This window comes from Limnochordia bacterium, from assembly GCA_023230925.1.
GTDB lineage: Bacteria > Bacillota > Limnochordia > DUMW01 > DUMW01 > JALNWK01.
Genome location: JALNWK010000045.1, coordinates 1 through 22,578, shown reverse-complemented (window position 1 = coordinate 22,578; position 22,578 = coordinate 1). Strand labels below are relative to the sequence as shown.

18 protein-coding genes, 1 tRNA gene, 1 rRNA gene and 1 riboswitch are annotated in these 22,578 nt (G+C 49.1%); of the genes, 9 read left to right on the top strand and 11 right to left on the bottom strand.

The features are described 5' to 3' along the window. From rrf to M0Q40_09880, 3 genes are all read left to right on the top strand, one after another. Positions 1–113: ribosomal RNA gene (rrf, locus tag M0Q40_09890) — 5S ribosomal RNA — on the top strand; the annotation flags it as partial. An 11-nt stretch (positions 114–124) separates the two neighbouring features. Then, positions 125–199, top strand: a tRNA-Asn gene (locus M0Q40_09885). A gap of 113 nt (positions 200–312) precedes the next feature. After that, positions 313–477, top strand: coding sequence for an alpha/beta-type small acid-soluble spore protein (locus M0Q40_09880; GenBank protein ID MCK9222911.1), 165 nt, complete (start codon positions 313–315; stop codon positions 475–477). A 401-nt stretch (positions 478–878) separates the two neighbouring features. Here M0Q40_09880 and gcvPB read toward each other — a convergent pair whose 3' ends face one another. The 8 genes from gcvPB to M0Q40_09840 form a co-directional block, all read right to left on the bottom strand. Continuing rightward, entirely contained in the window at positions 879–2,339 is a 1,461-nt protein-coding gene (gene gcvPB / locus M0Q40_09875; protein MCK9222910.1) for an aminomethyl-transferring glycine dehydrogenase subunit GcvPB, read from the bottom strand. Then, entirely contained in the window at positions 2,336–3,694 is a 1,359-nt protein-coding gene (gene gcvPA, locus M0Q40_09870; protein ID MCK9222909.1) for an aminomethyl-transferring glycine dehydrogenase subunit GcvPA, read from the bottom strand. The genes gcvPB and gcvPA overlap by 4 nt, the downstream gene beginning before the upstream one ends. 3 nt (positions 3,695–3,697) lie before the next feature. Further along, entirely contained in the window at positions 3,698–4,084 is a 387-nt protein-coding gene (gene gcvH / locus M0Q40_09865) for a glycine cleavage system protein GcvH (GenBank protein MCK9222908.1), read from the bottom strand. 25 nt (positions 4,085–4,109) lie between these two features. Further along, positions 4,110–5,171, bottom strand: a complete 1,062-nt coding sequence (gcvT, locus tag M0Q40_09860; protein ID MCK9222907.1) for a glycine cleavage system aminomethyltransferase GcvT — start codon at positions 5,169–5,171, stop codon at positions 4,110–4,112. Between the two features lie 348 nt (positions 5,172–5,519). Further along, the gene (locus M0Q40_09855; protein ID MCK9222906.1) at positions 5,520–7,001 is read right to left on the bottom strand and encodes an aldehyde dehydrogenase family protein; all 1,482 of its coding nucleotides are present in this window, start codon (positions 6,999–7,001) and stop codon (positions 5,520–5,522) included. A 239-nt stretch (positions 7,002–7,240) separates the two neighbouring features. Further along, positions 7,241–8,623: a radical SAM protein gene (locus tag M0Q40_09850; protein ID MCK9222905.1), complete on the bottom strand. Its 1,383-nt coding sequence runs from the start codon at positions 8,621–8,623 to the stop codon at positions 7,241–7,243. A gap of 158 nt (positions 8,624–8,781) precedes the next feature. Beyond that, positions 8,782–9,444 carry a hypothetical protein gene (locus M0Q40_09845; protein ID MCK9222904.1) on the bottom strand — a complete coding sequence of 221 codons (663 nt, stop codon included), beginning with the start codon at positions 9,442–9,444 and terminating at the stop codon, positions 8,782–8,784. Between the two features lie 138 nt (positions 9,445–9,582). Next, complete coding sequence (locus tag M0Q40_09840) at positions 9,583–10,941, bottom strand: CCA tRNA nucleotidyltransferase (GenBank protein ID MCK9222903.1); 1,359 nt, start codon at positions 10,939–10,941, stop codon at positions 9,583–9,585. Between the two features lie 360 nt (positions 10,942–11,301). Here M0Q40_09840 and M0Q40_09835 point away from each other — a divergent pair, with 360 nt between their 5' ends. The 5 genes from M0Q40_09835 (at position 11,302) to rbsK (ending at position 16,754) form a co-directional block, all read left to right on the top strand. Next, positions 11,302–12,036 (top strand): amidohydrolase family protein, encoded by a 735-nt coding sequence (locus M0Q40_09835; protein ID MCK9222902.1) that lies wholly within the window; start codon positions 11,302–11,304, stop codon positions 12,034–12,036. A 71-nt stretch (positions 12,037–12,107) separates the two neighbouring features. Beyond that, positions 12,108–13,871, top strand: coding sequence for a B12-binding domain-containing radical SAM protein (locus M0Q40_09830; protein ID MCK9222901.1), 1,764 nt, complete (start codon positions 12,108–12,110; stop codon positions 13,869–13,871). Between the two features lie 71 nt (positions 13,872–13,942). After that, positions 13,943–14,974, top strand: coding sequence for a Gfo/Idh/MocA family oxidoreductase (locus tag M0Q40_09825; GenBank protein ID MCK9222900.1), 1,032 nt, complete (start codon positions 13,943–13,945; stop codon positions 14,972–14,974). 15 nt (positions 14,975–14,989) lie between these two features. Continuing rightward, positions 14,990–15,817 (top strand): sugar phosphate isomerase/epimerase, encoded by an 828-nt coding sequence (locus M0Q40_09820; GenBank protein MCK9222899.1) that lies wholly within the window; start codon positions 14,990–14,992, stop codon positions 15,815–15,817. A 16-nt stretch (positions 15,818–15,833) separates the two neighbouring features. Next, entirely contained in the window at positions 15,834–16,754 is a 921-nt protein-coding gene (gene rbsK / locus M0Q40_09815) for a ribokinase (protein ID MCK9222898.1), read from the top strand. Positions 16,755–16,830: 76 nt separating this feature from the next. Here rbsK and M0Q40_09810 read toward each other — a convergent pair whose 3' ends face one another. Beyond that, positions 16,831–17,880 (bottom strand): 3-isopropylmalate dehydrogenase, encoded by a 1,050-nt coding sequence (locus M0Q40_09810; GenBank protein ID MCK9222897.1) that lies wholly within the window; start codon positions 17,878–17,880, stop codon positions 16,831–16,833. Between the two features lie 638 nt (positions 17,881–18,518). Between M0Q40_09810 and M0Q40_09805 the strand changes: the two genes are divergently transcribed. Then, positions 18,519–19,721, top strand: a complete 1,203-nt coding sequence (locus tag M0Q40_09805; GenBank protein MCK9222896.1) for a glycosyltransferase — start codon at positions 18,519–18,521, stop codon at positions 19,719–19,721. Between the two features lie 6 nt (positions 19,722–19,727). Here M0Q40_09805 and M0Q40_09800 read toward each other — a convergent pair whose 3' ends face one another. Continuing rightward, on the bottom strand, positions 19,728–20,516 hold the full coding sequence (locus M0Q40_09800; protein MCK9222895.1) for an IclR family transcriptional regulator: 789 nt from the start codon (positions 20,514–20,516) through the stop codon (positions 19,728–19,730). Positions 20,517–20,679: 163 nt separating this feature from the next. Continuing rightward, positions 20,680–22,158, bottom strand: coding sequence for a SulP family inorganic anion transporter (locus tag M0Q40_09795; protein MCK9222894.1), 1,479 nt, complete (start codon positions 22,156–22,158; stop codon positions 20,680–20,682). 96 nt (positions 22,159–22,254) lie between these two features. Beyond that, positions 22,255–22,386: riboswitch (cyclic di-AMP (ydaO/yuaA leader) on the bottom strand. Positions 22,387–22,578 lie beyond the last annotated feature (192 nt).

The window sequence follows — 22,578 nt, the reverse complement described above, 5'->3', positions numbered from 1 at the left end:
GTGATTGTAGCGGAGGGGCCACACCTGTTCCCATCCCGAACACAGAAGTTAAGCCCTCCAGCACCGATGGTACTGCTGTGGTGACGCAGTGGGAGAGTAGGTCATTGCCGGGAACTTATTTTATTCCTCGGTAGCTCAACGGTAGAGCACCCGGCTGTTAACCGGGTGGCTGCTGGTTCGAATCCAGCCCGGGGAGCCATTGTGAGGTCACCTTATGTGTAAGGTGGCCTTTTTTTTATTCCAGACTCTTACCAGTATAACAAGGAACATGCCACGGGAAGCTAAATACGGGGTGGTTATTTGGCCAAGATCATGTCGGAACGTTTGAAGTATGAGTTAGCCGAAGAACTTGGGTTTCTCGATCGAGTGAAGGACGGAGATTGGGGGGAAATAACCACCAGACAGGCTGGTCTTCTTGTACGGCAGGCAATTAAGCGTGCTGAAGAGGAGATGGCCAAGAAGGGCAAGGGCAAATAGCCTTTGCCCTTCTTGCACGGATGGCTGATGAAAGTCCTCTGTGGGGTTGACGGCGCCAACCACTAGCTGAAAATCCAGAAGCTACGGTCCGCCTTGCAGACCTGAACCTGCCAAGCAACCCGGCGAATGTATGAGTGTAGGTACTGTAAACGCATTGAAGCAAAACATGATAACCGAATCAGGCACGGTGCTGCGGAAGGTTAGGAATTGAACAAAACACAAGTAAAGGCTACCGGAGAATCTCCAATAGCCCTATTCTGCACACAACTCTTTCCCGTTCTGAAGCCCTCGGATATGAAGGTTTTGCGTGCAGTGCATCAATTCCGATGAACTGCCAGATGTCATGTTTGGAGGCGTGAGAGGAGGTAACCGAAATAATCGGTTACCTCCTCGATTAACGTCTAGTCTTCGCCAGTCCACTTTAAAACAGGGTGACGGGCGGCGGTAGTCTCATCCAGTCTGCTTACAGTTGCATGATGAGGGGCATTTTGTAGAGCCTGTGGTGTTTCCTCGGCCTCCTTAGCGATCGCTGCCATGACGGCCACAAAGGCATCGAGAGTTTCCTTACTCTCGGTTTCAGTAGGCTCAATCATCAACGCTTCCTTTACAATTAAGGGGAAATAGATTGTGGGTGGATGAAAGCCGAAATCCAGTAAACGTTTTGCCAAGTCCAGTGCCGAAGCTCCATATTCCTTTTGGGTGGTCGCAGAAATAACGAATTCGTGCATACACCGGTCGGGATACGGCACTTCGTAGCATTCCTTTAGTTGATGAAGGAGATAGTTGGCATTCAAAACGGCATCTTGGCTTGCCTGCCTAAGACCATCAGGTCCCATGGCCAGAATATAGGCATAGGCCTTCAGGTAGACACCGAAATTTCCGTAGAAGGACTTGACACGACCAATGCTCAAAGGACGGTTGTAATCGAAGGTGTAGGTTTGCCCCTCCTGTTTGACCGTCGGAACTGGAAGATAGGGTATGAGAGGCTTCTTCACACCTACTGGTCCACTACCCGGTCCACCACCGCCGTGGGGAGTGGAGAAGGTCTTATGCAGGTTCAAGTGGACTACATCAAACCCCATATCCCCGGGTCGGCAAATACCCATGATTGCATTGAGATTGGCCCCGTCGTAATAGAGGAGGCCTCCCTTGGCATGGACAATGTCTGCAATTTCCTTGACATCTTTTTCAAACAGACCTAGGGTGTTCGGATTTGTAAGCATGAGCGCTGCTGTGTTATCGCTGACTTTCTTTGCTAAGTCTTCTAGATCAACTAGTCCTGCCATATTGGACTTGACCTCTACTACGTCAAACCCTGCCATCGCGGCGCTAGCCGGGTTTGTGCCGTGAGCTGAATCGGGGACTAACACCTCGGTCTTGTGGGAGTCTCCGTTATGGAGATGATAGGCTTTGATTAGCATCAAGCCAGTCAATTCTCCATGGGCACCGGCCGCAGGTTGCAGGGTAAACTCATCCATGGCTGTGATCTCCGATAGCATCCGTCCCAGCTCGTAGATGACCTGTAAAGCCCCTTGAACCGTCTCGGGGGGCTGTTCTGGATGGATTTGGGCAAAGCCTGGTATGCGTGCAATGTCCTCATTGATTTTGGGATTGTATTTCATGGTACAGGATCCTAAAGGATAGAACCCGTTGTCAACACCGAAATTGCGCCGGGATAGGGCCGTGAAGTGTCGGATGAGATCAACCTGTGAAACTTCAGGCAAGGCTGCGGCCTCTTGACGGCGCAAATGCTCTGGTAGTGTTTTTCCAGTTGTTGGGACGTCATTTTGGGGCAAATCCAAGGCCCTGCGCCCCGCACGACTTCGCTCAAAGATCAAAGGAAAGTCCTGGTTGGTCTTCATGCCAAATCACCTCCTGTGACAGCGGCCTTTGCTAGGGCATCTGCCAAAAGCTCGATGTCCTGGCGGGTTTTTGTCTCTGTAACCGCGATCAACAGACCATTGCTTAGTTCAGGATATTCCTGCCCCAGGTAGTAACCGGGCAGGATCTGTGCATCCTGTAACACTTGCTGGGCGATGTTTTCTGCATTGCCGGGGCATTTTATGGCAAACTCGCAGAAGAAAGGAGAATCAAAGGCCAACTCGAATCCAGGAATGGCACAGATCAGATCCTTGGCGTAGTGGGCCTTATTCATGCACAAGGTGGCTAGTTCAACGAAGCCTTCCTTGCCTAAGGTCGCCAGATATACGGTGGCAGCTAGGGCATTTAGGGCTTGATTTGAGCAGATGTTGCTCATCGCCTTTTGCCGCCTAATATGTTGTTCCCGAGCTTGGAGGGTTAGTACAAATCCCCTTCTGCCATCTTGATCCTTGGTTTGCCCTACGATGCGACCGGGCATGCGGCGTAGTAGATTTTCCTTTACAGCCATAAAGCCCAAAGACGGTCCTCCGAAACTTAAAGGATTGCCAAGACTTTGACCGTCTCCCACTGCGATATCGACACCGGATTGTCCCGGCGGTTTGAGGAGTGCAAGGGAAATGGGCTCAACACTAGCAATTAACAATGATTTGTTGTTGTGCACAATGTCGGCGATCCCCTGCAGATCTTCTATACAGCCAAAGAAGTCGGGGTTTTGAAGGATGACACCAGCGGTATCATGATCCAAAGACTGCTCTATTATCTCCTGAAGGCTCAAACCATCTTGGTTCTCCAACTCAATCAAGGTGATGCCCGCCGCATTGCAGTAGGTACGCAAAACCTGGCGTGTCTGTGGATGAACGTTCCATGGTACCAAGACTTTGTTTCGGCGCGTAACATTGACGGCCATAAAAGCAGCTTCACTGGTAGCGGTAGCCCCATCATACAAAGATGCGTTAGACACATCCATTCCAGTGATTTGGGCGATCATAGTCTGATACTCAAAAATGCACTGTAACATTCCCTGGCTAATTTCCGCTTGATACGGCGTATAAGAGGTATAGAACTCAGACCGCATTAGGATATGGTTGACGACACTTGGAATATGATGCTCGTAGGCCCCCGCCCCTAGGAAGCTTAAGGGCCTTTTGTTTTTTTCCGCCAGAGCATTCATATGGGTCAAAAGCTCCTGCTCAGACAGGGCCTGGGGAAGATTCAAGGGTCGGCCTAATTGGAGCTCTCGTGGAATAACGTCGAAGAGTTCCTCTGCCGAAGATACCCCGATCTCATTTAGCATTTCCCTTCTATCGTGCTGTGTATGAGGAATGTAAGCATGCACTTGCTATTCCTCCCCATCCTCGCAGAAAGCCTTATACTCTGAGGCATTTAGTAGTTCCGCAAGTTCATCGGTGTTACTGATCTCCACAGCAAAGATCCAAGTATCCCAAGGAGCTGCGTTAAGAAGCTCAGGTGCTTCCTCCAGTTCCGCGTTTATCTCCACCACAGTACCGGATACCGGGGAATAGATATCCGATACGGCCTTAACGGACTCAATGGAGCCTAGTGTGTCGCCCGCCTCAATATCCGCGCCCTTTTCGGGCAGCTCCACGAAGACTACATCGCCCAAGGAGTCTTGTGCATAATCGGTGATTCCTACGTAGGCTACGTTACCATCTTGTTTTACCCATTCATGGGTTTCAGTATACAACAGGTTCTTGGGATTGCTCATTGTTCCTTCCTCCTTTTTATCGGTGCTAGCGCTTATAAAATGGAAGTGGCACTATGGTGGCGGGTAAGGTACGACTACCAGCCTTCACGATGATTTCTCCCGTGGGCTTGGTACTAATTATTGCCATGCCAATGTGCTTCTTCAAAGTGGGGGCAAAGGAGCCCGATGTAATTACCCCTATCTTATTATCTCCATCATACACAACGTAATCATGCCTAGGTATTCCCTTGACCGTCTCTAAGCCGACTAGTTCTGTGGGAATTCCCGCAGATATTTGCTCTTCCAAAGCCGCTTTGCCTAGGAAATCCTTGTTCATGTTTACAAACCGTCCTAGTCCAACCTGCAGGGGTGTAATGTCCTCATTGAGTTCATGCCCGTAAAGGGGTAAGGCCGCCTCCAGCCGCAGGGTATCCCTAGCCCCAAGGCCGATAGGCGCTACGTTCTCATTTTCCAGGATCTCCTGCCACAGTGGAATTAGTCCATCTTTCATACAGTAGATCTCAAATCCGTCTTCCCCGGTATATCCTGTGCGGGAGACTAAACAAGGGATCTTGGCTAGTTCCACATTACAATCAAACCGGTAATACCTCATTGCGTCTAGGGGGAAGTTGGTAAGACCCTGCAGAACTTCCAATGCTTTAGGTCCTTGAAGTGCCAGCTGCCCTGTCTCCATGGTCTCATCTTTAATCGTTGCACCGTGGGTATTGTGTTTGTTCAGCCATTGTAGGTCCTTTTCGTGATTCGCGGCGTTAGTTACTAGCAGGTACTCCCTGCTGCTGAGTCGGTAGACTAGGATATCATCAACGACTCCGCCACTTTCGTTGAGAATAAAGGCGTAGCGAATTTGCCCTTCTTTCATGTCTGTCACATTATTTGACAGGATATGTTCGAGGAAAGAAATCGACTGTTCTCCGGTAACCTTGATTCGTCCCATGTGCGATACATCAAATAGTCCGGCATTGGACCGAGTAAAGTTGTGCTCAGCTACTATGCCGGTATACTGCAGGGGCATCGACCATCCCGCAAACTCAGTAATCTTGGCACCTAGTTTTGTGTGTTCCCCGTACAAAGGGGTCTTTTTGCTCACCACAGCACCTCCCTATAGTAAGTGATATCTGCTATGTTTTCCTTTGGGTTACTCAAAGTGCAAGACCAGTAAGCCTCAATCTGCACAGCCGTAAAGGCCTAATGAAATAGCCTGCTATGAGGTCTGTCTGCCTCGAGTACATACTGTAAGTAGCAACCACAATTGTAACCTTGGGTGGTGCTTATGTGTTGTAGATAAGTTAGCGTAAGCGAGTGAATAGAAATCTTGCAGGCCGCAAACCTCAGTCCGGGGCCTGATGACCCAAGGGTACTACTGCGAAGTTATGCTACATCTATACTATACATGGATTACCAGCTAAGTCAACTTTCACCCCGAAACAAGGATTTACTATTTTCGTGTTTCCCTTTGTAGCGCCATGAAGCTTCGTAAAGCCGTAAGCAATTTCCGGGGGCGGGAATAGAAGCCAGCAATTAATTGGGAAAACCACGGGTATTTCCCCTTGTAGGGGTACCAGTACAGCTCCTTGGGATACTTACCAGAGGACACCATGACTGCTTTTTCATGGCAGAAGGTTCTCAGTCCTGCTGCACTGTGATAGCGGCCCAGACCGCTTTGTTTTGTCCCACCAAAGGGAAGATGAGGATTGGCAATACTGACAAGCACATCATTGATCATAACATTACCGCAGATCAGGCGGCTTGCCACGTAGTTAGCACGAGCTAGATCAGAACTCCACACACTTGCCCCTAATCCATAGATTGCATCATTAGCAAGGGCTATTGCTTCCTCGGTGTTAGTAAAGGACATAATTGGAAGTACAGGACCGAAGGTCTCCTCTTGCATGATCTTCATATTATGGGTTACCCCAGTCAAGATGATGGGAAAGGAGAGTTGATCCTTCCCTAAATCATCCAACGTAGGGCCAAGACAGATTTGCGCTCCCTGGGATAGGGCTTCTAGAATCTGTTCTTTGAGTGTATGCGCTTGTTGGGGAAGGGTCAAAGTACCTAAGTCGCAGTCACTGTGGCTACCTTGGGTTAGTCTCTTGGCTTCATGCACAAGTTTTTGCATAAAGGTACTGTAGATGGCTTCCTCGACATAAAGGCGTTCGGTGGACAAGCAGACTTGTCCGCAGTTGGTAAGGCTTCCCCACAGGGCCCCTTGTACAGCCCGTTCCATATTGGCATCGGCAAAGACAATCATTGGATCCTTACCGCCAAGTTCCAGCGTGGTGGGGATCAACTGGCGTGCCGCTTGAGCTTGGATCGCTTTTCCGGTGGCGATTGAGCCGGTGAAGAAGATATGATCCGGTCCTCCATCAACCAAAGCTGCACCAAGGTTACCGTCCCCAAGGACCACCTGCACCACATCAGGAGGAAAGTGTTGAAACAACTGTCGAATCAACTGGTGGACACCACCGGCTACCTCAGAAGGCTTAACAATCACTGTGTTGCCAGCTACCAAGGCACTGATCATGGGGATGACCGTAAGCTGCAGCGGGTAGTTCCACGGGGAAATGACAAGCACCACTCCTCGAGGCATATACTCGATGGAGGATCTTCGGCCGTAAAGCAAGGGGGGAGTAGGCACCCTGTGGGCATTGAGAATACTGCACGCATTCCTCTGCATGTACTTGATGGTATCAAGGATGGGTGCGACTTCGGTCACAAGGCACTCAAGCTTTGGTTTACCTGTATCCTTGGAGACTACCTGACACAGGCTATCCCGTTGTTCTAGAACGCTAGCCTGTAGCTCATGAAGGTATCTGACTCTTTCTTTGACGGGAAGCTGAGACCATGGCAACTGAGCCCTTCGGGCTTTGTCATAGACTGCTTCGATTTCGGCGGAAGTCGTTTCTGTGGTAATCATTTTACTTCCTCCCCGTATAGTACTCCTGCCTCTTCCCATATTGTACATGATCTGGGCAAGCAGCTGTCGGGGGAAGAGCAGACTGGTAACAGAGTGTCTCCTGTTGCGTGTCAGAGCGTAGCCGCCAACTTCTGTTTCGGTCTAACCAATGGTTTCTAACGAAACTAGGGGGCGATGTGTCCCTCAAATACAAAGGAGTTGGCATTTTTGCTGCCAACTCCCTTGGCCAACAGCTGCAATCATTGGGCCATTTTTTGCTTAGCTTTATTTTCCTCAATTTTCCTCAAGTGTTCATTCCAGGCCTTGTCCGCCACTACACCCCACCTTTTGGCGATGTCTTGGCATTTGTCCGTGAGGTCCTCTACAGCCTCCTGATCTCCAGGCTGTGTCGAAGACGCTTTGGCCTCGGTGACCATTTCCTTAAGCTGATTAGGGTTATCAAGTAGGGGACAAGGGCGCAAATGGTTTTCATTAAAGGGTTGACGCTTGCGGTACTGCTGGAATAATGGGGACTGAAGAGCCTCAAGTAAGGTGCAGTCCTTAATGTTCATGTTAGCATAGTGAATAAAGGCGCAGGGTTCAACGTCGCCTCTTGCATTAATATGAAGGTACCGGCGCCCACCGGCGATACATCCGTTGACGAATTCGCCATCGTTCCAAAAGTCCATGAGGAAGATGGGTTTTTCATTCCGTAGCTGCCGTACCCGGTGAAACATCCATTCTCTTTGCTCAGGACTGACGAGAAGATCCAGCTGAGCATCCTTTCCTAAAGGCATGTAGGTGAAGTACCATCCGAACATGCACCCCTTTTTGACCATGTGGTCAACGAACTCATCGGAGGCAATTGCTTCGGTATTCTTACTGTGATAGCACGCAGAAAAACCAAAACCTACGCCATGCTCTTTAAGAATGTCCATGGCTTTCATGATTCTTTTGTAAGTACCCTTTCCACGCCGCAGGTCGTTTTCGGCTTCCATCCCCTCAACACTAATTGCCAAGAAAAGATTACCCACTTGCCTTAGCTGTTCGGCGAATTCCTCATCCACCAGAGTACCGTTGGTAAATGATAGAAAGACACATTCTGAGTGCTTCCGGGCTAGGGTGATCAGGTCGTCCTTGCGCATGAGGGGTTCGCCACCGGAATAAATGTAGGTATATATCCCTAGGTGTTTACCTTCTCTAATGATTCGATCCAACGTCTCTAAATCCAGAGAGTCGTGCTTATCGTATTCCGCCGCCCAACATCCGATGCACCTTAGATTGCACGCAGCCGTGGGATCCATCAAAATGGTCCAAGGAACATTGCAGTCATATTTTTCTACCATTTCATAGCCTTTGGGTATTCCGTACAGCCCGGAGTACACAAAGAAATTTGCCATAAACCTTTTCCGTACCTCAGGGTCTAATTCTTCAAAGGCCCGCAAAATTAGTTGTCGCCAGTTGTTATCCGGGGTCGCCCAGTACTTCCTGATCTCGTTAATGACATATTTGTGCTCATCAAGTCTGGCATACCGTTCTGACCAGTCTAATAACTTGGGTACGTTTACTTCAGGATCTTTTTCTGCATAGCCAATTGCCCGTCGAATAGCAAATTTAGCAACAAATCGCTTGATTGGCCCCATCGTACTACCTCCTTTTTCAAAACCGAGTTTTTCGCTTAATAGATCATTTTAAAGATTTAGTATAACTTATGATTTGGTCCCTTCCGTGTATAGGCTCCTCCCTTATGCTTAACGTTATTCAAAAGCTCAAATAAAAAATAGGCAGGAAATGCCCTGCTCTAAATAGCATTTAGGGTCTCCTGCCAGAAGTCAAAGATGCGTGCCCTTTCCGCTTTTGATATTTCATCAGGGAAAGACTGCGCCTCAGCTATTTGGGTATATAGGTAGGTACGAACGTCCGTTGGAAGAGTCGATCGGACAGCAAGGCCAATAACAAACCCTAATGCACTGAGTAACCCTGTTTCAATGCTTGCGGTTCTAAGCCATGACTGTACACCCACAGGGGAGAGCATCTTGATTAAAAGGAAAATGATTGCAATAAGATAGATAAACGATAGCTCTTTGGATACAGCGGTCCTAGCATCATGAACAAGGCTTTCCAGACAGATATGACTATCGTCCATCTCATGGAAAAGATGCAGTAAGCTCTTCTTGGTTCTATGGACTTCTTCGCTTAGGATCCCATCTCTTTTGGTAGGTACTTCGGGTTCAATGGGTACCGCGCCTAGTCGTGAACGACCTACTTGTCCGGCTTCGCGATCATTTAGGTACTGAAGCTGAACAAGACCTTTACCCGCCAGAATCTTTACCATGTCATAGGCCGTCCATTTACTTACCTGGAGCTTGCAGGCCAGATCAGTATAGTGGACCGGCGTTCCGGTTTGATCATATAGCTGGTGGATCGCTTCTAGAAACTGACGTCGTCTTTCTGTTAAAGCCATAACTTCCTCTCCCACCCAAGAAACCCAAAAATGCTTTCATGGTGAAAGTAACACAAAAACTCAGTTGTGTCAAGGGTCACCAGAACATGGTATGAGACGGTAACATCACAGTATTATAATGGCTTTAACATAGCTAATTCAGTTGGTCTTATTGGTATTCAGATGGTCTGCTGCGAGTTGTAGTAGGATATCCCTTTGATTTAGGTCGGGCTCATCTATAACCTGTTCCAATAAGTAACTCAATGTACTACCTATGATAGGGCCTGGTCTAAGTTCCAGATAAGTCTGTAGGTCTCGGCCATCGACGGCCAAGTCCTGGAGAGAGAAAACCTCATCTTCCTGTAGAATCTCTCGCATCTGTTGTGTAAGGCTTTCCAAATATGAGCGCGCCTGGACCATGTCCCGGGGCTGGCTTCCTAGTATATCAGCACAGCGGAGCTTGAGTAAATCATCCACCGTATCTTTGCCCACCCGAGCGATAAAACGCCGGAGGGCTCGCTTAGTGGCGGCGGGGGCAATTTGAAACATGTGCCAGCGCACTAGGTGGGATACCTGGTTGATTACTTTCTTGCTATAGCGCAATCGGCCGAGGATGTCTTGGACCATTACCTCGCCAACCCGGTCATGACCGTAATAGTGTGCACCATGTCTGTCCCACGTCAGTGTTTTGCCTTTACCGACATCATGGAGCAAAGCGGCAAGACGCAGTACAAGGTTGGGTTCCACAAAGCCAGTTACAGCCATGGAGTGCTCAAGGACGCTTTGCTTTTCGAATCCGCCCTTGGGAATATCGTCACAGAGAATCAGTTCTGGAATGACCACGCCTAATACTCCCCGCCGGTGCATTAAACGTAAGGTATAGGTTGGCTCCTGGGCGGTGATCAGACGACTAAACTCATCCCTTATCCTTTCTTTGCTAATGGGCAAGAGCCAGTTGGGATCAATTGCAAGTGAAGTAGCCCGATGAGGTTTGAAGTCCAAAGTAGCCACAAAACGGAAGAAACGCAGGATCCGCAGACCATCTTCTTGGAAACGTTGCTTGGGATCCCCGACAGTTCGGACGATCCCCTTTTTTATATCCCGTTTTCCGCCGAAAGGATCAATGTAACGATCATCTATGGGACTGTAGGCGATAGCATTGATGGTAAAGTCTCGTCGGGCAAGATCCTCTATTAAATCAGTACCGAAGGTTACAGCCACAGGGTGTCGTCCATCGGTATAGGTACCGTCCTGTCGCATTGTGGTGACTTCCAGCGGTCTTCCATCAATAAGTACTGTCACTGTGCCATATTTTACGCCGGTGGGTAGTGTTGTCTCAAATACCGATGCTACTTCTTCAGGATGAGCATCGGTACAGATATCCCAGTCGGTAGGTTCCACCCCACGGAGCAGATCCCGTACTGCACCTCCTACGATGTACGCTTGGAAACCGGCTTCTTCAAGTTTGGTGCACAGGTAGCTTACATGGGACGGTGGCTCCAACTGTTTTCGAGACATCTTTCTCCCCCTGCATGTGCTGTGCTCTAATTAGACAAACTAGGATACAATAGTTCTTGCTCTTAATGTATCTTTCCCCAAATACCAGGGATTTTCCTGTCAATCTGTACTAGTTCTTGTGACGCTTAGGGTTGACTGTGGTAAGATATAATGAGAGATTCCAAAGGAGCCAGGTTGGATTATCACACCCAGTAGCACCGGGAAATAACGGTAGCAACCTCTAATAGGGTAGAGGATAGACTACCAATAGACAGGAGGAAGGCGCATTTTGGACATTCGCTTTCCTGCGCCCAATTATTCATGATTATCGATGCCCACACCCATTGCTTTCCGGAACACATTGCCGCCAGAGCGATTCCGATGTTAGCAGCCCGCGCAAAAATCAGATACTATGTTGATGGAACTGTTCCAGGACTGTTCGACTCGATGGATCTGTCCGGAGTGGATATCTCCCTGATCCAGAATATCGCCACTAAACCCGACCAAGTCCAGAATATTAACAACTGGGCAGGCCAAATACAATCGGAGCGGATTAGGTGCTTTGGAACAGTACATCCAGACTATGCCGACTGGAGCAAGGAGATCGAACGGATTGCCCATCTGGGGATGATCGGTATTAAGTTTCATCCAGATTACCAGGATTTTGATGTCGATGATGACCGCATGCTCCCTCTTTATGAAAAGACGGCCCAGACTGGTCTGATGCTTCTTTTTCACGCAGGCCTAGATGTGGGATTTGGTGAGCCTGTCCGCTGCCAGCCAAAGGCTCTGGCTCAGGTAGTCCGTCGCCTCCCCAATGCTACGATTATCGGGGCCCATATGGGCGGCTTTGCCCGATGGGAGGAGGCTTTGGAGCATTTGGCCGGGCAGAACATTTATCTCGATACTTCCTACTCCTTTGATTACGCTCCACGGGAACTTCTGCTTGAGATGATCAAGATCCATGGACCAGAACGGATCCTTTTTGCATCGGATTCACCTTGGGGTGACCAACGCCAGGAACTGGAGCATATTCGCAGTTTACCCCTGGAGGAACGGGAACGAGAACTCATTTTGGGAAAGAACATGGAACGATTAATCAAGATGCACAGCTAACTCAGAACATATAAGCTGAGCTTGTGGTTGCTAGAACGAAGGGAACTAGGCCCTGTGGAGGATGACTACTATTGAACATTATCCTTGCGTCAGTTAACGCAAAATATATTCATTCGGGATTGGCCATTCGCTATTTGGCTGGCTATTGCCGGGAGGATTTCCCTGAGATTAAGCTTATGGAGTATCATATCAATGAACCAATAGATGCGATTGTTTCCGAGATTTACCGAAGTAAGCCCAAGGTTCTCGGTCTTTCCTGCTACATATGGAATGTCGAGTACGTACCGAAAATCGTTGATACGCTAGGTATGCTTCTCCCTGAATTAATAGTAATCCTCGGGGGACCGGAAGCATCCTTCTCTGGCGAGACGTTGCTTGCTCAACATTCAGCCATAGACTACGTTATTGCCGGAGAAGGGGAGTATGCTTTTCTAGCATTACTAAAGGCGATAGCCAAAGAAGAGGATGATCTATCCCAGATCCCTGGTCTGTATTGGCGATCTAATGGCAAGATTCGACTAAACGAGGGCTATCAAGAGATTGCTGACCTAGATACAATTCCCTCTCCCTACGAAGATGGGGTAGGGGGCTTGGAGAATAAACTGGTATATCTGGAGACCAGTCGTGGTTGTCCCTATGGGTGTAGTTATTGCCTGTCGTCGGTGAGTAGGACGGTGCGCTTTTTCTCCATGGAGCGGGTGAAAAAGGACATTAAGCGGCTAATTGATGCCGGAGTGCCCCAAGTGAAGATGATTGACCGTTCCTTTAACTGGCCCAAGGAACGGGCATTGGAGATCTGGCAGTTTGTGGCGGAACATAGTCAGAACACAGCCTTTCATTTTGAGATCCGTCCCGATCTTTTGGGGGAGGCGGACTTGGATTTTCTACGAAAGATGCCACCGGGACTCATTCAGTTTGAGATCGGAATCCAATCCACAAATCCCCGAACTATAAAGGCAATCCAAAGGAACATGTCCATAGAGAAGTCCCTTGTTGCCATTAGCCGATTGTCAAAGGCTGGTAATATCCACTTACATGTGGACTTAATTGCAGGACTTCCCCATGAGGATCTACGCAGTTTTGGTCAATCCTTCGACGATGTATTTGCAGTGGGTCCCCATCGGATTCAGGTGGGGTTCCTCAAACTCCTACCCGGATCGCATATGCGTGAGAACTCCGCGGAGATCGACTGTATATATACGGGGTTTCCACCCTATGAGGTGTTGCACAGTAACGAGATGAGCTATGGGGATCTATTGGTAGTCAAGGATGTGGAACAGCTAGTGGAGCTTTACTATAACTCAAAAAGATTCTCCCATAGCTTAAAGCTGGCGGCATCTTTGTGGGGTTCTGCCTTTAGGTTCCTCCAGGATTTTGCCGAGTATTGGCGTAGTTTGGGGTACTTCCGTATTGGGCACAAGCTCCGCAAGCTATATGATATCTTCTTTGACTTTTTGCAGAGCAGGCGACCGGATTGGCAAGAGGTCACCGTGGAACTTTTGAAGTTTGATTTCCTCCTTAGTGAATCCAAAAGCGGGTTGCCCGCTAGCTTATCCCCCTATGGGTCCAAGGAATGCCGTGCCCTCTATCGTGATCTTTTCGCCTCTGAAGGATTTCTAGAGCAGCAATTTCCCTATCTGGTTGGTTTTTCGCCCCGGGAGATCAGCAAAAGGATCAGGACAGAACAGTTTCACTATGGGGTGTCGTCTTTGTCGCAGGATGCCCATTTCGTTTGCCCGAAAAAGCGGGATGAGATCATCTGCTTTGATTACGGTAGGCTAGATCCAGTAACGGGACACGCCAAATGGATTGTCCTACCGACAGATAAAGGCTAGTTTTCAGGAAGGATATTTCCAGCGATCAGCGAAAAAAGAGGTTGAGTCGAAATTCTGCGGAGGGATTGTTGTTGTCTAGGAAGCTACGGTTTGGCCTGATTGGGTGTGGTGTTATTGCGCCGACCCATGCAACGGTACTAACAAGATGTGAAAACGCAGAGCTTGTTGCAGTCTGCGATACTATTGAGGAAAGGGCACAGAAACTAGCAGCCGAATTTGGTGTTCAGGAAGTGTATACGGATTACCAAAGGATGCTTGAGCAAGAGAATATTGATGCGGTTAGCATTTGTACTCCTCATTACTTGCATGCTCCCATGTGTGTTGCTGCCGCCGCATGTGGCAAGCATGTCTTAGTGGAAAAACCTATGGCAATTAGCCAGCAGGATTGCCAAGATATGATTGATGCCTGTAAGCGGGCCGGTGTGCGACTTGGGGTTTGTTTTCAACACCGCTTCAATTACTCCACTAGGGAAATCGTCCAGGCCGTGAAGACCGGCCAGATGGGCAAACTCCTATTCGCAGCAGCCCAGGTTTATTGGTATCGAAGCCAAGAGTACTACGATGGTGATGCATGGCGGGGATATTGGGCTACCGAAGGTGGTGGAGTACTGATCAACCAGGCCATTCATAGCTTGGACCTTCTTCTGCACCTATTAGGGCCCGTTGACGGTGTCCTAGCTGATGTGGCAACCATTAACCACGATATTGAAGTGGAGGATGTGGCTACGGTGGTGTTACATTTCTCCAGTGGTACGCGGTGTGTTTTCTCCGCTACCAATTGTGCTTTTCCTGGGTTTGCCCAAAGGTTAGAACTGTTTGGGGATCGGGCAAGTGTTATTGTGGAGGGTACCCAGATCAAGGAATGGATAAAACAAGAAGAAGGACGGGCTGTTAAGGTAGATGTTGCCCCGGGCGAATGCGGGGAATTCCTAGGTAAACGTTACTATGGTACAGGCCATGCACCACTGATTGAGGAGTTTGTGGATGCAGTCTTGGCTGACCGTGATCCCTATGTTTGTGGAGAGGAAGGGAAAAGGGCAATTCAAGTGATTGAAGCCATCTACAGGTCTGCTCGTAGTGGTTCATATACAAGAATAATTTGAGGAAGGAGAGCTACTATGGTCACTTTGAGTGCTTTTGCCGATGAGATTCACCCTGATTTGACGGTGCAGATGGATGAGTTGGAGAAAAACGGCATCCGTTACATAGAGTTACGGGGTGTTGACGGTAAGAATGTAAAGGATTTAGGTAAGGATGAAGTCAAGAGGATCAAAGAACAGCTGGACCAGAGAGGATTTGGTATTTCCTCCATTGGTTCTCCCATTGGGAAAATCGGGATTCAGGATGATTTTGGACCCCACTTCGATGACTTCAAGCGGATTGTGGATACAGCCTTGGCACTTTCCAGTAAGTACATCCGGATCTTTTCGTTCTTCATTCCTGCGGGCGATGATCCAAAGTACTTCCGGGATGATGTGATGGAACGGATATCCCGCTTCGTAGAGTATGTCGAGGGAACAGGAGTAATCCTCCTGCATGAAAACGAGAAGGGTATCTATGGCGATACGGGAGAGCGGAATCTAGATATCCTAAGGACCATTGATTCTCCATTGCTAAGAGCAGTCTTTGATCCTGCCAACTATGTGCAGTGTAAAGAACATCCTTATGAGGATTGTTTTACTAAGGTACAGGAATATGTGGCCTATGTCCACATTAAAGACGCCCTGCTGGAGAATGGGCGGGTTGTTCCTGCCGGAGCAGGCGATGGGGATGTTAAAAGGGTTTTGGCGGAGCTATTCAAGGCAGGATTTGATGGCTTCCTGTCCTTAGAGCCCCATCTGCAGGCCGCCGGAACCATGAGTGGGTTCAGTGGACCGGACCTTTTCAAAGTTGCGGTCGATGCATTGAAGTCTATTCTAAAGGAACTAGATGTGATGTGGAGTTAAGGATGGGGGCGACAATGTGAGTGGTAATGTATTAGTCGTAGGTAGTCTCAACCTGGATTTAGTGGTGTCCGCACCATCCATTCCGCGGCCTGGGCAGACCGTTTTGGGGACGGACTTCCAGATGTTTCCTGGTGGCAAAGGGGCCAATCAGGCTGTGTCCGCGGCGAGGCAAAATGCCTCCACCGCTATGGTAGGTAGGATTGGAAAGGATGAGTTCGGAGAACGTTTGCTGGAGAGCCTACATACCAGTGGAGTAGGCACCGAGTTTGTAGCCGTTGATCCAGATCTATCTACCGGTGTTGCCTTTATCTGTGTAGATGAGGCAGGGGAGAATGCCATCGTTGTTGCTCCCGGTGCCAACAACGGTTGTGCCATAGAGCATTTGCCAGGGGCGATTTGGGAGCAGACTGACGTGGTTTTGCTGCAGTTGGAGATTCCCCTCGGGACAGTCACTAAGGCAGCGGCCTATGCCAGGGAACACGAAGCATTGGTCATATTGGATCCAGCACCACCACAGGTATTACCCAGAAATCTTTTGGAGAATGTGGATATCCTGGTACCTAACAGCAGTGAGGCTGCTGTTTTAGCTGGAATGGATGATCCGGTAACCGAGGCGAATGTGCAGGAGGTCGCAGAGAAACTCTTATCACTAGGTCCGAAGCAGGTGATTGTGAAGCTCGGGGCCGATGGGGCCTTCCTATGGGGGCAGTATGCTAAGGAACGGGTCTATGGGATTCCAGTGGAAAGTGTGGATACCACTGCAGCCGGGGATTGTTATGCAGGGGCCCTAGGTGCCTGTCTAGCCCGGGGGGCGACCTTGCTTGAAGCTGCTCGGTATGCCAATGTCGCTGCGGCTATTGCTGTAACCCGCAAAGGGGCACAAAGCTCCATGCCTACTTCATCAGAGGTGGAGACCTTCATCGATAAACTGAAATAGACCATTAGAAGAAAAGCCGCCTGTCTCTCGGCAAAAACCGGGAAAGCCAAGGCGGCTTTTTCCAAGCAACATGGTCTTACACTAAACTTGCGACAAGATCGCCGACCTCGGTTGTGCTGTAACCCATCTTACCAGCGGCAAGGCTCTTAACATGATCACGGCATACGGTGATCACGGCATTTTCTACGGCTTTGGCAGCTTGATCCTCACCAAGGAATTCCAACATCATTCCCACCGCGCTAATGGCTGCAAGGGGATTGATTACATTTTTGCCTGTGTATTTAGGTGCTGAACCGCCAATGGGCTCAAACATAGATACTCCTTCGGGATTGATGTTACCGCCTGCAGCAATGCCCATGCCGCCTTGAATCATCGCGCCCAGGTCGGTGATGATATCCCCGAACATGTTGTCAGTAACAATAACATCGAACCATTCTGGGTTCTTCACCATCCACATGGTAATCGCATCAACATGCGCGTAGTCTCGCTTGATATCCGGGTATTCCTGACCCACCTCATTGAACGTACGTTCCCATAGATCAAAGGCATAGGTAAGCACGTTTGTTTTACCACAAAGGGTCAATGTATTACTTTTGTTTCGCTTTTTGCAGTAGTCGAAGGCGTAGCGAATGCACCTTTCCACACCCTTACGGGTATTTACTGATACCTGCACAGCTACTTCGTCGGGAGTATATTGCTTGGTGAACCCACCGGTCCCGGTGTACAGACCCTCGGTGTTTTCCCGGACTACCACAAAGTCGATATGCTCTGGCCCCTTATCCTTTAGGGGAGTGTCCACTCCCGGATAGAGCTTCACAGGGCGTAGGTTGATATATTGGTCCAAAGCAAAGCGTAGTTTAAGCAAAATGCCCTTCTCGAGAATACCGGGTTTTACATCGGGGTGGCCGATGGCGCCTAGATAGATGGCATCAAAGCCCTTTAGGTCTTCTATTGCGGAATCTGGTAGTACTTCTCCGGTTTTTAGGAAATGGTTACCTCCGAAGTTGAAGGTTGTTGTTTCGTAGGCAAAGCCCTGTTTTGCAGCGACAGCCTCCAACACTTTTAAACCCTCGGCGACGACTTCAGGACCAGTTCCATCGCCAGGTATGACAGCAATCCTATGCATACTGTGTTCCCTCTTTTCCCAATGGTCTTTCGATCTCTCACCTGAGATTCGGCATATATGGGGTTGATTCCTGCTTTTTACAGTCATATGTAGCAGATTCTGTACCTAATTTGAGCATTTTCCCCTGGATAAATGCAGGGGACGTTGTCCTGTCTTTCGACCTTGGCACAGGCTGGTGTTTTGCCCGTATTACTCGTCCCGCCGACAGCGTCCAAAAGGCGAACCGTACACCTGCCCCTCATCTAGTGTGTATGGTATAATAGACCTATGAATAAGAGGTGGAAGCGTCCAGGAGACTCAGGTATCCTTAGTGTTTAGTGAGGACTTCGCTTTGCAGGCATCTTAATTGACTTGATCGAGTATACTTAACTGGATATATCCACTAATCAGAGGAGAACTGATCGGTTAGGTCTGTACCAAGTAGCCCAATTCGGCTTGAGGACAAGGGTGTTAAACTTGCTCCGAAAAAGGCTGCATGGGTTTCCAGAATACGGTGACAATGTGTGCCAACTCAACGAGGTATCGGCCTGGCCACGGAGTCATAGCCAAGTAAAAGTGGATGTCTTGATCGATATATGGCCATGAGTTACCATTAGAGGTTCAGTGCCCATGGGCATCAATTGAAGGGGTAATGAAGTATGCCATTGAACATTGCAGTTTTTAGTGATAGTTACAGACCGTACTCCAGTGGGGTTGTCCGGTCTATAGATCTATTTACCAAACAGCTCGTAGAACAGGGACATCATGTATATGTGTTTGCACCGAAGTATAGCAAGGAAGAAGGGGATGTCCTTGCCTTGGAAGATAGTAACGACGGACCTGCTACTAGGGTATTTCGCTTTTACTCGGTTTCCGCGCCTAGCCTAAGAGACTTCCGTCTGCCCGTGCCGGTATCCCCGGTGATCTACCGGGTGATCAACGCGCTAGGTATCGATGTGATCCACAGCCATACCCCATTCTTGATGGGCAGTCTCGCAGATGGAGTCAGTAAGAGATGTCGCTTGCCATTGGTGTTTACCCACCATACGATGTATCATGAGTATGCTCACTACTGGCCCGGTGCAACGTCAGTATTGCGTCGGTTTATTGTGAGCTGGTTAGCGCACTACTGTCGTAAGTGCGATCTGGTGATTACACCGACGCAATCGGTAAAGGATGTAATCATGCCCTTATACCATCTTACCAAGGAACCGGTGGTTATCCCAACCGGTATAGAACTAGGGTTGTTTGCAGAGGGAGATGGAACGAAGTTTCGCCGGGAGAATGGCATCGGTTCCGATGAGATCATCCTTACCTATGTGGGGAGGATAGCTGAGGAAAAGAGCCCGGCTTTTCTTCTAGACGTGTTGAGCCAAGTACGGCAACGCTTCCCTGCAAAGCTGCTCTATGTTGGTGGAGGGCCTCTTCTGGAATACTTGAAATATAAGGTTAAGGAACTCGGACTTCAAGATGCGGTTCTTTTTACCGGACAAAGACCCTTTGAAGAGGTAGTTGATGCCTTTCTTGCTGGAGATATTTTCGTCTTTCCATCCCGCACAGAAACCCAGGGACTCGTAACCCTAGAAGCGATGGCTGCAGGGCTCCCCGTGGTGGGTATTAACGCGCCAGGAACTAAGGATTTGGTAACCCATGGTGTGGAAGGGTTTTTGACGGATTACAATGTAGTGGATTTTTCCACGGCGGTGTGTCGTCTAATTGAAGATCCAACGCTACGCGCGGATCTCTCCAAGAATGCGCTCCTTAAGTCCCAGCGGCTCAGCTCTGTGGAGACGACTAACATGCTTTTAGCCCAATACCGCAGACTGGTCATGAACAACCGCATGCTTCCCCAACGGGTATGATCTGCCCTAATACCCTTCCCAACCTAAACGGCGGGAGATCTCCAGTCCATAGGTGATGAAGGACTGGGCCATGGTGTCGATTTCCTCTAGGGGGAATCGCTCTGACGGTCCTGAGATACTCATGGAAGCACCAATGCGACCGGATTCATCTCTGATGGGTACGGCAATGCACCGAATACCCCATTCATGCTCCATATTATCCACGGCATAACCCCGGGCCCGGGTGTTTCTAAGTTCCTCAAGCAGATCTTGAGGACGGGTGATCGTGTTCTGGGTGTACCTTGGTAGCCCATGGAGATCGATGATCGCCTTTACCCGTTCATCGGGGGCGAAAGCGAGAATAGCTTTACCAACCCCGGTACAGTGTATGGAAGCTCGCTTACCCACCGCTAGCCTATTAACGGAGCGATCAGCCGGCTGAATACTCTCAAGATAGACTACTTGGCCATCCTCTTCGATGGCTAAATGAACCGTTTCACCAAAGGCTTCCTTGACCTTTTCCATGACGGGTAAAGCCACCTTACGCAGTCCTAAACCTTCTCTGACGATATTGCTCAGGTACAGAATATGCATTCCTAGACGATACCTTTTTGTCTCGGGGTCCTGCTCAATAAACCCTTCGCCTTCGAAGGTTGATAGGATATTATGTACAGTGCTCTTTTGCAGATCGAGGATTTGACTGATCTCGGTTACGCCCAGTTCTGGTTGGGACGTACTAAAACACTTGAGTACTTGGATTGCCTTGTGTAAAGATTTTACTTTAGGTGCTGGTTTGTCTTTTGTCCTTGGTGACATGCTCAATTTCCTCCGGGTAACAGCGAATTCGTCTAAACTGAATAGGTGTATTCTCGTTCTTATATATAGAATACACTTCTCCATTGGTAAAGACTATTCCTGCTCCTGGTCGATTCTACGGTTGGGGACATCATGTCATATTCCAAGGGACCAAAGGGCTTAGTCAGCTAGCATCCTGGTAAGCCCTGTTTAATGCTAAATCTAAGTGGGGACAGACGTAGTGATCACCTAAAGCCTCAGTTACCTTAAGATCCGCCAGTTTCTGGAGGGAATCCCCTTTGACCCCTGCAACATAGACAATGCGATCTTCCTCCTGATACCGCTTTGCCATTTTCTTCAGGAGCAAGATCGCGGTATCATCAGTTGCCGGTACGTTCGTGCAATCTAGGACCAGGATCTCTCTTCCCTGGGCCAAGGATTGGACTTGTTTCATGAGCTTTTCGGTGCTTAGGAAGAAGACAGGTCCTTCGAGGCTTACCACCGCCACCTTGGGATGCTCCGGTAGTCCCTGTGGATGCTGAGTGATATGGGGAAGTCTTGCTAGCTCAATCATGAGGAAAAGAATCGCTACGGCCAACCCTCCTGCCACTGCGATAGTTAGATCAAAAAACACAGTAAGAACCATGGTGGTGAACAGGGGAATCCCATAGCTCCATCCCGCCTGGGGTACCAGTTTCAGTCCCGGCCAGTCTACGGTGCGTACAGCAGTGACCATCAAAATCGCCGCCAATGAGGCCAGAGGAATATGCGCTGCCCAGCGGCCAAACAGGAAGACCACAATGAGTAATACCACCGAATGGACCATTCCCGCTAGTCTAGTGCGCCCGCCGCTATTAACGTTAACCGCCGTGCGGGCCATTACCCCTGATATAGGGATGCCGCCAACTAAAGCGCTGGTCAAATTCCCCAATCCTTGACCGATTAACTCCCGATTCGCATTGTGGGTTTGCCCGGTCATTGTATCGGCAACTTCTGCGGATAATAGGGACTCGATGGTACCCAGAAAGCATATGGTAATGGCCGGCATGACTAATCCACGAATGTTCTGTAGTTGACCGAGGGGTAGAACTAATTTCGGTAAGGTGGCAGGGATCTCTCCCACCAGATGTGGACTGTGGAAAAATAACTGATTTGCCGCAATTCCCACGGCAAGGCCAAACAACGAGGCGGGAATTTTCTTAGCGAAAAACATGGCAAAAAGGATGGCGGCAGCGGTGACCAGGGTCACGGATGGGGTTTGCAGGGCTGTCTCGATCTGAGACATGAAGATAATGATAGCAACACCGTTTGTAAACCCGGAGATGACCGATTGAGGGAGGAACTTGACAAACCGTCCTAGGCGCAGCATGCCTAAAACGATCTGCATTAATCCAGCCAATGCACCAGCAAGAAGCATGCCTTCTATGCCGTACTTGGCGATGATAGCCACTAGTACTACGGTCATAGTACCGGTGGGCCCGCTCACCTGGACCTCGCTGCCCCCAAAAAGAGAAGTGACAAAGCCGGCGAAGATAGTCGCATAAAGCCCCGCTAACGCACCGGCGCCACTTGCAATTCCGAAAGCTAAAGCCAAAGGCAAAGCAACAACAGCAACGGTTATTCCCGAAAGGATATCATTCTGATACCTGTTCCAAAGCGTCATGTTTATTCACCCTGTCAGCTAATCTAGTATGTCAAGCGCGCTTTGCCTCCATTAGGCGATAAAAAAAGCGCATGCAAAGTCCTAACGGGGACTAATACATCCGCTTGGCGCACTCCTACGGGGTTAGCTGACGGGCTCGGGCACCCAAGTTGCCCTACCTAGCAAAACTAGGATTCACCCCAAAATTTGGTTCCCCCGCTACCTGTCGGGATTCGGAGATGTGCAGTAGATTCATTTTTATGAGAACACGCATATATTATACCACAGATGAGCAGGAAAGCAAGCGGCAATTTGGCCTGGTATGAGTCAACGATTCACGGGTACTGGCTCCATCTCCAATTTCTGTAGGTTCAACAGCTGCTAAGCATACCACCTTCGTTGAGTCTGTGCATTAGGTTCGACATACCCCCCGATGATGTC